Annotated in this window: 12 protein-coding genes; 2 read left to right on the forward strand and 10 right to left on the reverse strand. The window is 68.2% G+C overall.

What is annotated here, in order from left to right:
• The first annotated feature begins 124 nt into the window (after positions 1–124).
• The gene (locus HY726_12635; GenBank protein MBI4609840.1) at positions 125–490 is read left to right on the forward strand and encodes a hypothetical protein; all 366 of its coding nucleotides are present in this window, start codon (positions 125–127) and stop codon (positions 488–490) included.
• A 237-nt stretch (positions 491–727) separates the two neighbouring features.
• Here the strand turns inward: HY726_12635 and HY726_12640 are convergent, their stop codons facing one another.
• From HY726_12640 to tsaB, 10 genes are read right to left on the reverse strand one after another with little or no spacing between them, the layout of a single operon-like run.
• Positions 728–2,134: an OB-fold domain-containing protein gene (locus HY726_12640; GenBank protein MBI4609841.1), complete on the reverse strand. Its 1,407-nt coding sequence runs from the start codon at positions 2,132–2,134 to the stop codon at positions 728–730.
• A gap of 15 nt (positions 2,135–2,149) precedes the next feature.
• The gene (locus HY726_12645; protein ID MBI4609842.1) at positions 2,150–3,928 is read right to left on the reverse strand and encodes a glutaconate CoA-transferase; all 1,779 of its coding nucleotides are present in this window, start codon (positions 3,926–3,928) and stop codon (positions 2,150–2,152) included.
• A 10-nt stretch (positions 3,929–3,938) separates the two neighbouring features.
• Complete coding sequence (locus HY726_12650; GenBank protein ID MBI4609843.1) at positions 3,939–4,859, reverse strand: cyclase family protein; 921 nt, start codon at positions 4,857–4,859, stop codon at positions 3,939–3,941.
• A 2-nt stretch (positions 4,860–4,861) separates the two neighbouring features.
• Positions 4,862–5,215: a DUF1232 domain-containing protein gene (locus HY726_12655; GenBank protein ID MBI4609844.1), complete on the reverse strand. Its 354-nt coding sequence runs from the start codon at positions 5,213–5,215 to the stop codon at positions 4,862–4,864.
• The gene (locus tag HY726_12660; protein MBI4609845.1) at positions 5,212–7,209 is read right to left on the reverse strand and encodes a 4Fe-4S dicluster domain-containing protein; all 1,998 of its coding nucleotides are present in this window, start codon (positions 7,207–7,209) and stop codon (positions 5,212–5,214) included. Before HY726_12660 ends, HY726_12655 begins: the two co-directional genes overlap by 4 nt.
• Positions 7,210–8,184, reverse strand: coding sequence for a methylmalonyl Co-A mutase-associated GTPase MeaB (gene meaB, locus HY726_12665; protein ID MBI4609846.1), 975 nt, complete (start codon positions 8,182–8,184; stop codon positions 7,210–7,212). It lies immediately after the preceding gene.
• A 36-nt stretch (positions 8,185–8,220) separates the two neighbouring features.
• Positions 8,221–8,814 carry a hypothetical protein gene (locus tag HY726_12670; GenBank protein ID MBI4609847.1) on the reverse strand — a complete coding sequence of 198 codons (594 nt, stop codon included), beginning with the start codon at positions 8,812–8,814 and terminating at the stop codon, positions 8,221–8,223.
• Between the two features lie 43 nt (positions 8,815–8,857).
• On the reverse strand, positions 8,858–9,661 hold the full coding sequence (locus HY726_12675; GenBank protein MBI4609848.1) for a hypothetical protein: 804 nt from the start codon (positions 9,659–9,661) through the stop codon (positions 8,858–8,860).
• Between the two features lie 34 nt (positions 9,662–9,695).
• Positions 9,696–10,163, reverse strand: a complete 468-nt coding sequence (gene rimI, locus HY726_12680) for a ribosomal protein S18-alanine N-acetyltransferase (GenBank protein ID MBI4609849.1) — start codon at positions 10,161–10,163, stop codon at positions 9,696–9,698.
• 4 nt (positions 10,164–10,167) lie between these two features.
• Positions 10,168–10,866: a tRNA (adenosine(37)-N6)-threonylcarbamoyltransferase complex dimerization subunit type 1 TsaB gene (tsaB, locus tag HY726_12685; protein MBI4609850.1), complete on the reverse strand. Its 699-nt coding sequence runs from the start codon at positions 10,864–10,866 to the stop codon at positions 10,168–10,170.
• Positions 10,867–11,214: 348 nt separating this feature from the next.
• On the opposite strand from tsaB, the gene HY726_12690 reads away from it, so the two are divergent.
• Positions 11,215–11,907: a hypothetical protein gene (locus tag HY726_12690; protein MBI4609851.1), complete on the forward strand. Its 693-nt coding sequence runs from the start codon at positions 11,215–11,217 to the stop codon at positions 11,905–11,907.
• Positions 11,908–11,973: the final 66 nt, after the last annotated feature.

Consider the following 11,973-nt stretch of genomic DNA (forward strand, 5'->3'; position numbering starts at 1 on the left):
ATGCGGGTTGTAGACACTTCTGCATCTGTCAACGTTGACACTTGCACGAAGCGTCTACACCCCAGTGTTTATGCGGCTTGTAGACGTGTTGACGCTTTGAGGCCGAAAAAGAGCAGAACGGAGGGTGCGCGTTGTGGATAACCTGGCGCCCCGGATCCTCGACCTGATGGCCTGGCTCACGGGGCGGGAGGGGCCCGAGCCAGCCTCTCCGCCGCCACTCAACCGGGCGGCCATCGAGACTGCCTACCGCCCGGCCCTCCGGCGCTGGTTCGAGCTGACCGCCCAGGGGCAGGATGCTGAGGGGGAAGAGGTCGCGCGGGTCTATCAGGAGATCCTCCGGCTGATCGACGAGGTCGGCGAGCCCAGAGCTACCACTCTCCGCCGCGAGTGGGCCCGCGAGTGGTGGCAGGAGACCGGCCTCTGCCCCTACTGCGGCGAGCGCGGCCCGTATCACGACCCCGACCGGGGCGGAGAGCCCAGCGATGCCTGACCGCCCCTGGAAGGCGGAGCAGCGCCACGCCGCTGCGCTGTTTGGTGAGCTGGTGGTGAAAGGCCACGGGAAGAAGCGAGGGAAATAAGGATGCCCCCCTGCTCTACGTCCAGCAGCAGGGCGGCTGGAAGAGTGCGGGCGTGCTGCTGCGGGTCTACGCCCGGTGGATGCCGCAGGCGCTGGACGCAACCCCCGCGCAACCGCTTTGGGCCGGCGAGGCGGAAATCCCCGACGCTATTACCCTTCCAGCAGCGGCCGGAACTTCCAAAAGTAGTTGCCGAGCTCGTCGCCCTCGTGAATCCGCCGGAACGTCAGCTCCACGGGCATCTCAAAGGTCACCCGCCCGGGGTCGCAGTCGGTGAGCTGGCCGTAGAAGCGGCCGCCGCCGTCCAGGTCCGCCGCCACCATGACGGTGGGCGGGTCGGGGTTCGGCACCAGGTGGTCCTTCGTGAACGTGAAGACCTTGCCCCGGCGCGCGATCTTGTACTCGACCAGGTTCTTGGATGAGCACTTCCAGCACAGGTGCCGCCGCGGATAGGAGACCGCGCCGCAGTCGGCGCACTTCTGGCCGTAGAGCCTGAAGTTCTGGCGTTCCTCGCGTAGCATGGTCGGAAGGCTGCTGAAGGCCTTGATCACCTCGGTCTCCACGTGGCGGCGGAAGCGGAGGAGCTTGCCGTAGTGGGTGAGGGGCGCGCCGGCCGCGAGCTGGGCTGAGACCGGCCGGGCGAGCGTGGCCGTCGCGATCGTGTCGCTGACCTGGAAGAGGAGGGCCTCGGCACCGTTGCCGTAAGAGACCATCAGGATCTGCTCGTGGGGCTTCGCCTCCTCGAGGGCTGAGGCGAGGCCCAGGAAGGTCGAGGCCGAGCCGGTGTTCCCGGTCTTCCCGATCACGGGCTCCTTGAGCGCTGCGGTCTCGGGGAACTTGAGCTGGCGGCTCAGCGTGGCGTGGAGCCGCGCGTCGGGGGCATAGAGGACCAGCTTCGTGACATCCTCGCGCTTCCTTCCGGTCTTGCGCAGCACACCGTCCACCGCCTCGGCGATATGGACGTCGAGGCCGTAGGCCTTGACGAAGCTCATGTCGGGAGAGACCTGGAGGTAGCGGTCGCCCGCGTTTCGCCAGACGTCGGAGAACTCGCGGCTCACCGTGCAGGCGCCCTCGAAAGTGGCCAGCACCTCGCCCTCGCCGACCAGGACAGCGCCGGCGCCATCCCCGAGGAGCGCCTCGAGGTCGGTGCCCGGGGCCGCCGGGCGCATGTCCGACGCGGCGACCAGCGCCTGGCGAACGGTGCCCGCCTTGACCAGGTCCAGAGCCAGCCTGAGGGCTGTGGTCCCGCAGCGGAGCGAGCCGCCGAGGTCAGCGGTGATCACGTCGCTGCCGAGGTCGGCCACCGTGGCCAGGAGCGTGGCGTTCGACTTTTCGAGGTAGGGCGCCGACGTCGAAGCGAAGAAGCAGGCGCCGACGCTGGAGAGGTTCCTGCCGTTCAAACAGTTGAGCGCTGCCTCGACAGCCATCGTGAGGCTGTCCTCGTCATAGTTGGCGACGGCCCGCTCGCTCGACCCTCCCCCGCCCCAGACCTGGCCGAGGGTCTTGGCCGAGAGGCGATAGCGCGGAATGTACGCTCCGACTCCGACGATGCCGATCATGATCTGGCTCCTTGCTCAGAGCTCATCGAGGAAGTAGCGGCGAGGATCGAACAGGCGAAGCAGCCTCAGCTCGTCAGGCTCTGGCGGATCGAAGCGCCGCAGGGTAGGTGCGACCTTGAGCTCCCACCCGCACCGCTCCTTCGCCGCCCTCACCGCTTCAGCCTCGGGCTCGCCGCTGAAGACGCCGCTCAGGACCAGCTCACCGTGCTCGGCCGTCTTCTCGAAGACGCCGAAGTCGGAGACCACGGTGCTCACACGCCGACCGGGCGCCGTGATGTACGGCACCTTGTCCACGAACCGGTTGCGGCTCTGGGCGAGCGTGACGACCACCTCGCGCGCCGAGGAGGCGATGTCGTTGGCCCCGCCCGAGCCTGTCACGTAGGTGACCCCGGGGATGACCGTGGAGTTGACGTTCCCGTGCTTGTCAACCTGGCCGGCCGCGAGGGAGCCCAGGCACCGGTTCTGCCGGCCGGCCATGAAAATGCCCATGACGTGGAAGATGTCCGTCAGCATCTTGCACGACGGGAAGTTCCTGAACGAGAAGACGAACGGCTCGGCGGGCCTCGGCAGGTAGCCCACCATTCCCGCCTCGGCCATCAGCTCGATCTCCATACCGGCCTGCTTGAGCTGATAGGCGGCGAGCCAGGCGGCCAGGTTGGAGTTGCCGACGCCGGCGAGGAACGTCCTGTAGCCGTTCGCGCGCGCCTTTTCTGCCAGGAGCCGGGAGGTCGCGACCACCATCATCTCGGTGGCGTTGTGGGGCTTGCCGGAGAGACGCGGCGAGAGCGATTCCAGCTCGGACACCCAGGCATCGGTGTGGGCGCGCCCCTTGACTTCCATGATCCGCGCGTAGCCGAGCTTGGCGAGATACGCCGCCTGGTCAGGGATCTCGAGAATCCACTCGCGAATCCACGCCTCCGCGGTCTCGGGGGCTCTGAAGGCTTTCCGCATCTCGACGATGAACTCGAGATCCTCGGCGTAACCCTCGAGCTCGGGCACATTCATCCCGTACATCCCGCCGGGGTGGGAGCCGAGCGGCGCCTCGACGACCGCCGCGACGTACTGGCCGGGGAGCTTCACGAGCGGAGCATGCCGCCGGATGAAGTCGGTGGAGACGATCTTCTCGACGGTGACGATCGCGCCGTGACGGGCGGCCATGGCGCCGTAGAGGCTTTCGTTCATGGGCGGCGCGGTGACGACATTGCCGGCGCGGTCGGCAGCCCAGGCGTGGAGCAGCGCGACATCGGGGAGCAGCGCCCGCACGAACCCGACCCGGTCCTCAGACCCAAACGGATCGTCGGCGACCAGGAAGTCTCCGTCCCTGGCGTTGTCCTCCTCCATGGAGGAGCCGAGGAGCGAGCGCGTGGGGAGGAACGGGAGTCCCATGGCGCCGGCGATCAGCCTGAGCGGGAACGTCAGCATGGACCAGTTCTGGACCTGGAGGCCCCCCTCGAGGACGGCCCGGGAGATCAGGCGTTGCGGCGTCGGGTATGGGTAGCCCTCTCCCAGGAATGTGGTGATCACGCGCCTGACCAAGCCGCCGAGGATCAGCGCGGTCCACGGCGAGCCGAGCCCGATCGTGGCGATCGTGAAGTCGGGTGTCTTCCCCCACCACTGGCGCGTCAGCTCCCGCGCCAGCGCGTTGGCCCGCGCATGAGCGGTCCCCAGGTAGAGGAGCATCCCCGGCCTGACGAGCCGGCGCACCGCCTCCTCCAGGGAGGCCACCTTGTCCGGCCCCTCGTTGAGGGGAATCTCGAGCCGCCGTCTGATCACGTCCTGGTAGCTCTGATCCATGCGAGCACTCCTAGCGTATCGCCAGAGGGTTGATGGGGGAGCCGATGCCGCCCGTGATCCTGAGCGGCTGGGCGACGAACAGGAATTCCCACGAGCCCTCCGCCGCGCAGGCCCGGGTCAGGTCCTCGAACCAGAACAGCTCGCCGATCGTGAGGCCGAGGTCCCGGATCAGGACGGGGTGGAGCGGGTTCAGGCTCTTGCCGTCTTCCGCGGGCTTCACCTCTACCGCGACGTTGTCAACGCCGAGGCAGGCGACCTCCTTCCGGTGAAGCCACTCGGCCGTGCTCATGCCGAGCCCCGGCGCCACGTCGTAGTAGCTCTCGCGCTCCTTGGGTGCGGCTCGATACCAGAGCGGGACCCAGCCCGTGCGGACCATCAACGCGTCTCCGCGGCGGATCTCCACGCGCTGCTGCTGCGCGCACCCTTCGAGGTCGCCCGCCGTGACGGCCTTGCCGCCGGGCAGGTGCCCTTCGCCGGCATAGCCCTTGTACCCCACCAGATCGAGGAGGACGCCCCGGGTCACGAAGTAGGTCGCCAGCCTGTCGATGCTGCACTTCCGGGCCCCGATCACCGGGTTGAGGGCCTGGCCCGCATCGTAGCCGTTGTAGACCTTGCCTTCCCTGAACGCGTGCGTCAGGCCATCCCACTGGGTCCCGGTCTGCGGCGACATCGAGATCCAGTCGTCGGCGAACTCGCTGTCGCCTCCCCAGCCGTGGTCGGCGACCTTGAGCCGGACGCTCCGAGCGAAGTGCTGCATCGGCGGCCGACTCGAGTCGGTGGGCGTGCGCGGGTTCAGCGGGATCGCGAGGCTCAGGACCCGACCCTTTCTCACGAGCCGGCAGGCTTCGACGATCTTGTCGGCGGTGACGAAGTTGGCCGTGCCGATCTCGTCCTCGCGCCCCCAGCGTCCCCAGTTGGAGAGGTTGGCCATCGCTATCTCCTCCAGCCGCCGAAGAGCCTGGCCTTGATCCGCCCCGGCACCCAGGCTGCGACCCGACGGGCGATCGTCGCGGTCTTCTCGAGGGTTCCGGGATCGCCGGGCCAGTGGCTCAAGAGCACGGCGCGATCCACGTGGTTCAGGAGCCCGTCAAGAACCACGGCCACCAGGATCACGTCGTCCAGGTAGCCCACGAACGGGATGAAGTCGGGGAGAAGGTCCACGGGGCTCGCCAGGTAGGCGGCCACGGCAGCCAGCGCGAGCTTGGTGGACGCAGGGACCTTCGGGTCGGTGGCGAGCCCGAACACGAGCCGAGCGAGATTGGGAAGGAGGAGCAGCAGCTCTTTCACCGGAGCTGATCCGCCACGAGCTCGGCGATGTCGCGAGTCTTGATCCTGTCCGCCACGCCCTTGCCCTTCACGCCGTCCTCGAACATCGTGAGGCAGAACGGGCAGCCCGAGGCCAGGATGTCCGGCTTCACCGCCATCGCCTGCTCCACCCGAACCTGGTTGACCCGCCGCCCCTCGTGCTCCTCCATCCAGACACGGCCGCCGCCGCCCCCGCAGCAGAAGCAACGCTCCCGGTGGAGGTGCATCTCCACCATCTCCCCGCGCGCGACCGCGCTGAGCACCTTGCGCGGCGGTTCGTAGATGTCGTTATACCGCCCCAGGTAGCACGGGTCGTGGTAGGTGATCCGCTCGGCGATCTCCTGCGAGACGCGGAGCCGGCCCGAGCGGATCAGCTCCTCGAAGAGCTGGGAGTGGTGGACCACCCTGAAGCGGCCGTCGAAGCGCGGGTACTCGTTCTTCAGCGTGTTGAAGCAGTGGGGGCAGGCGGTCACGATGGTCTGGAAGCGGTAGCGCTTGAGCGTCTCGATGTTCTCCTGCGCCAGGGTCTGGTAGAGGTACTCGTGGCCCACGCGGCGCGCGGGCTCGCCCGTGCACTTCTCCTCGGTGCCCAGGATGGCGAAGTCCGCTGCCGCGGCCTGCAGAATCCTCACCACAGCTCGGGCGACTTTCCTGTTGCGCTCGTCGAAGGCGCCGTAGCACCCGACCCAGTAGAGGTACTCGGCCTCGCGCGCGTCGGCCATCACCTTCACGCCCAGGTCCTTCGCCCACTCGGCGCGCGTCTGCCACGACATCTGCCAGGGGTTGAAATTGTTCTCGAGGTTCCTGAAGGTGGGCTTGAGCTCCTCGGGGAAGCGCGACTCGGTCAGCACCAGGTAGCGGCGCATGTCGATGATCTTCGGCACGTGCTCGATGAAGACCGGGCAGGCCTCGACGCACCAGCGGCAGGTCGTGCAGGCCCAGAGCACGTTGTCGCTGATCACCTCTCCGACCAGGGCTTTCTGCGCCGACTCCCCCTTGCCGTTGCCCCCGGCGAGAAGCTTCGGCCCGGTCTCCAGCAGGTGCTCCTGGAGGTCCAGGATCAGGAGCTTGGGGTCGAGCTGCTTGCCGCTCACGTTGGCCGGGCACCCCGCGGTGCAGCGGCCGCACTCGGTGCAGTTGTAGAGGTCGAAGAGGTCCTTCCAGGTGAACTCGGTGAGGGTGCCCACCCCGAAGGTCTCGGCGTTCTCGAGGTCCAGGCCGGCGAACTCGCCCTTGGGCGTGAGCGGCGCGAAGAAGACATTGAACGGGGCGGCCATGATATGGAGGTGCTTCGAGTACGGGAGCCACACCAGGAACCCGAGCAGGATCACCGCGTGGCTCCACCACGCGAGGTGGAACAGCGCGCCGACCGCCGGTGCCGGGACCCCCGCGACGACAGCCGCGAGGGCGCTCCCGGCGAAAGACCAGCGGTCGCCGGGTCCCGGCGCCAGGAGGATCCGCGAGGCGTCGGCGAAGAGATCGGTCAGCATGAGGGCGAAGATCAGGAGCAGGATCACGAGCCCCTCGGTGGAGAGCGTGAGCCGCGCGGGTCGCGTCACGAGCCGGCGGAACAGCGCGTAGGCGACCGCCACGATGACGGCCAGGTCGAAGACGTCCTGGAGGATCTGGTACGCCGGCGTGTCAGAGAGGAACGGAAGGAAGAACGACTCGGTCATGCCCTTGCCGAAGAACTCCAGGGTCCCGACGGTGAGGATGATGAAGCCCCAGAAGATCGTCGCGTGCATGAGCCCGGGCCAGAAGTCGTGCCTCAGGAGCCTGAGTTGCCCGAGCACGAACACGCCCACAGCGCTGACCCGCGCCGGGACGTTGTCCCAGCGGGCCGCGGGCTTGCCGGCGAGCATGAGCCTGACGAGGTACGCGACGCGCCAGGCAAAGAGGGCGCCGGCGGCGACGATCAGCGCGTAGAACGGGAGCCAGCCGGGAACGACGCCGTACCACTGGTGGGGGGGCGACATTCAGGACGACTCTCGCTCGAGGGACGCCAGGATCTGCTCGACGGCCGAGTAGGGATCGAGGCGCCCGTCGGCGACCTGCTCGAGCGTGGCGGCGAGCGCGCCGTTGCTCGCCAGCTGCCTCGAGACCCGCTGCCGGATCTCCTCGATCAGCAGCGCCTGAAGGTCGCTCCGTCGGCGGGCCTTGCGGCGTTTTTCGAGGGCTCCCGAGTGCTCGAGAAGCTCGCGGTGCTTGCGGATGTCACGGAGAAGCTCCTCGACGCCGACGCCGTGCTGGGCTTCGGTCGCCAGGGCCGGACTCTCCCACTCGATGTCCTTGGGAGCGTGAGGGCTCGAGCGCTGCAGATGCGCCATGAAACGGAGCTCGCTCACCAGCGGGCCGGCCCCGTCGCGGTCGGCCTTGTTGACGACGAAGATGTCCGCCACCTCCAGGAGCCCGGCCTTCATGGTCTGAATCGCATCCCCCGATTCCGGGACCAGCACCACCACGGTTGTGTCGGCCTGGCGCATGATGTCCAGCTCGGTCTGGCCGACCCCCACCGTCTCGATCAGGACCCACTGCTTGCCGAAGGCATCCAGGAGCCTGATGACGTCGCCGGTCGCCCGGGTGAGCCCGCCCAGGCTGCCACGCGTGGCCATGCTGCGGATGAAGACCTCGGGGTCCTCGGCGTGGGACTGCATGCGGATCCTGTCGCCCAGGACCGCGCCGCCGCTGAAAGGGCTCGAGGGGTCCACGGCGATGATGCCGACCGACACCCCCTCGGCACGGAGGAGGGCCGTGAGGCAGTCCACCAGGGTGCTCTTCCCCGAGCCCGGCGGTCCGGTGATCCCGACGACGTAGGCGCGCCCTGTCCTCCCGTGCACCCGTCGCATGACCTCGGGAACCGCCGGCGAGCGGTTCTCCACCTGGGTGATGAGCCGCGCCAGGGCCAGCCGATCCCCCTCCAGCATCCGTTCGACGAGCTCAGGGATCTCCATGGGGCGACCGTAGAGTAGCAGAGGGGCACGGAGCGATCAACGAAGCGAGTAGCCGACCTCCTCGCCCATGGTCTTGTGACAGTCGCGGCAGAGGGGGAGGAGCCGGGGCCGAGCCAGGAACTGGAAGCGGGCCTCGCCGTCGGCGGTGTGGGAGGGGTGGCAGCGGACGCAGGCCAGCTTGACCGGGTCGTGGTCCTTGATGGCGTGGTAGGAATCTCCTGTCCGCCCCTCAGCCATCTCCTCCTGCTCGGGGGAAAGAGCGGCAGGGACCGATTTCAGGATCGGAGTGTGACACTGGAGGCACTCTTTGTCCCGAAGCTGAATTTTCATGTGGTCCGGCTCCGTGTACCGGCCAATGAGGAACCTCCCGGTGTCGTAGGCTGCAACAGTCCAAACCTTGAGGCGCATGCCAAGGTCGGCTCCGCCATGGCAGTCGATGCAGAGAACTGCCTTCTTGGTGTGGTGGGCACCGGCCAGGTCGACGGACACAGGGGCGATGAAGCGGTCGAACTTCTCCTCGTGCAGGTGGCAGGCGATGCAGAAGCGGTTGTCGCGCTCCTTTGCAGCCAGGCCGACGAGAAACAAAACCACAAAGAGTAGGGAGAGCCCCGCCAGCAGTCCCAGCCTCAACAGGAGCTGACGGAGGGCAACCAGCAGAGCTCTCCCGGACCGCTCAGCGAACCGTGATCTGGTGGACCGCTGAGAAACGGATGTGGGAGGAGGGACCCGCCGGGCCGCCGCGCGGGAACACCGTTCCGGCTCGCTCGACTCTTCCGGCGGGCGAGGCCTTCTCGCTCCCGTAGATGAACGCCACCGCCACGCTGTAGGTCCCCGGGTCATGGGGCGCCCGGACGGTCCACGTGACTTTCCCCTCGGGGAACTTCCGGGCCGCGATGTCGCTCATCATGTCGAAGATCAGGGCGAAGTTCAGGTTCTTCTTGAGGCCGGGCCCGCGGCTGTCGACCCACTTCGTCTGCTCCTTGCCGTCCGGCCCCCAGACCTTCGGAGCCCCGACGATGAGCCAGCCGTCGCCCGAAACCGGGCGGCTCTGGAAGCGGAGGTCGGTGTCGAGGAGGAACACCCCGACCACGCCCGAGCCCCCCTTCACCGTGGCGGTCACCTGCACTTCCTGGCCGGGCTTCGCGCTCGACGGCGCCGAGAGCGTCACCGAGGCGTTGGCGTCGTGGGTCTTCACGTCCTGGAGCAGCTTCTGGCGGTCAGCAGGGGCGACGTCCTTGTAGGGCCCCTCCCCGGCCTCGAGCTGCTTGTAATGCTTGGTCTCGACGACTTGGCTCGCCGCGAAGGCCTCGGGCTCCACGCGGAGCTGCTCCTTCTGCATCGAGGAATGGCACCCCGCGCAGGTCGGCGACAGGTCGGTCACGTTCCGGAGCGGGCCGCCGTTGTAGCCCTGGGCCCCCGTAGCCACGACGAGTGCAGTCACAGCCAGGATCCCGATCACGCTGGTCGCTCGCCTCATGATCTCCTCCTTGTGCAAGGAATGGGGTCGCACCCTAAGAAACCTGCCCCGGATTCGGTTGGTTCCCGGCCCGGACCCCGGAGAGGTCCGCCTCCATGATGAGGGCGTCCTCGCCCGTATCCGGGTAGTAGCCCTTGCGCCGCCCGATCACGTGAAAGCCGAAGCGCTCGTAGAGGCCCCGGGCCTCGTGGTTCGTGGGACGGACCTCGAGCACGGCCACACCGAGGCGGCGACGTCGGGCATCCTCCAGGATCGCGCCCAGGAGCGCCTGGGCCACCCCGCGACGGCGCCACGCCGGATGGACCGCCAGGTTCGTGATGTGGACCTCGGAGGCGACCTCCCAGAGACAGAGGTAGCCCACCACCTCCCGGACAGCCCTCGCCACCCAGCAGCGGGCCACCCGGTTCTGCTCCAGCTCGTAGAGGAACGCCCCGCGGGACCAGGGGCTGGCAAACGACGCGCGCTCGATGGCGAGCACCGAGTCCAGGTCCGCACGCGTCATCGGCTCAATGGACAGAGACTGCACGGCGACGCTTGAGCTCGGCCTCTGAAGGCCTGAGGTAACGGGGAGCGAGAGCGACAGGATCGACGCCCTCGCCTGTCCTGAGGCGGGCAAGCCCGAGCTGGCCGACGCAGGCGGCCGAGGGAAGCCTGCGCGCCGCCGGCGCGAAGATGGCGCGCGCGCCGAGCCGCTCCCCGAACAGCGTCCCGTAGCTCGTGATGCCATCGCCCACGAAGATGGTCGGTCCCGAGAGGCGCGCGCAGAGGTCGTCGGGAGCCAGGGCCTGATCCTCCCAGTCGCGGACCAGACCCGCGTCCTCCCAGCGGAAGAGCGCGGCGTACACCTCTCCCTTTCGGGCGTCGAGGACGGGGCAGACCGGATGGCGCGCGAACGGGAGCTGCCAGGCCAGGGCCTCGAGCGTGGAGACCGCTGCCGCGGGGATTCCGAGCGAGAACGCCAGTCCCTTGACCGTGCTGACGCCGATCCTGAGCCCCGTGAACGACCCGGGTCCGATAGACACGGCGAGCCCCTCGAGCGTCGCCGGCGTCCAGCCCGCGTCCTGGAGCAGCCGGTCGACGGCGGTGAGCAGGCGCTCCGAGTGGGTGGTCCTGACGTTCAGGGTGTACTCACCCACGAGCTGCTCGCCGTCGAGGAGCGCGGCGCTCCCGGCGAGGGTGGAGGTCTCGATCGCCAGGATTTTCATCGCGCGGCCAGTGTAGTCTCGGCTCTCGGGAGCGGTCAAGGCAGAGACATTTTTCGGGTTGACACCCGAGCCCGGCCAAGCCAAGATGAGGCGAAAATTCAAGGAGTTGGAGGACAGAGCCCTGGCGCGGCCTGAACGCATCGCCCGTTTCTGTAACAACCCCGCCTGCGACCTCTGCGACGTCCACGTGAAGCCCCGCGAGGTCCTGAGGAAACGGGATCAGGAGGTCTGCCCCCGTTGCCTCGAGCCCCTGGTCGTCAGGCCGATCCGCCCCCGCCTGCCGACCCTGCCCTTCAAGCCCCGCATCGCCCCGCGTTCCCCCCGAACCCGTGCCGTAGGAGGCCCGAGATGACGCCGCCCGCCCAGAAGAACAGCGCCGCCATGGACGCCGAGGTCCGCGAGAAGATCCACCTGGAGATCCTGAAGCGCACCGGCGCCTACCAGAGCAACGACCACATCCTGCTCCCCTCGGGCCACCACAGCGGCGAGTTCATCGAGAAGACGCTGGTGACCACCGAGCCCTCCTTCACGGAAGGGCTGGGCGCCGTGATCGCGAAGCACTTCGCCCAGTGGCCCGTGGACGTGGTGCTCTCCACCGGGCCGGGGGCCCTGATCCTCTCCCACTGCGTGGCTCGGGCCCACCCCTCGCGGCCGATCTTGATCTACGGGACCAAGGGAATCAGCGGGGGGAAGCGCCGGGTCAGGCTCTCTGCCGAGTTCCAGCGTCTGATCCGGCCCGGCACCAAGGTGCTCCTCGTGGAGGACCTAGTGAGCACCGGCACCACGCTGAAGCTCCTGATCGAGCTGGTCGAACACCTCGGAGGCCAGGTCGTGGGGATCGGGGCGCTCTGGCGACGGACGAAGAAGGCCGAGGTGGGAGGAAGGCTGGTGTTCAGCCTGGTGAGCCGGGACTTCCCGATCTACCCGCCGGAGAACTGCCCTCTCTGCAAGAAGCAGGTCCCGCTCAACGCGGACTTCATCCGGCGGCGCCAGGGACGAAAGCCCTCATCCATTACGGAGTCGAAGACCGCCCCGGACTAGGTCCGAGCGCGCACCCACGCCTTCGGCGCACCCGGGCCTTCGGCCCGGGTACCCGCCCGGCCCGCG

The sequence above is a fragment of the Candidatus Rokuibacteriota bacterium genome (assembly GCA_016209385.1).
GTDB lineage: Bacteria > Methylomirabilota > Methylomirabilia > Rokubacteriales > CSP1-6 > JACQWB01.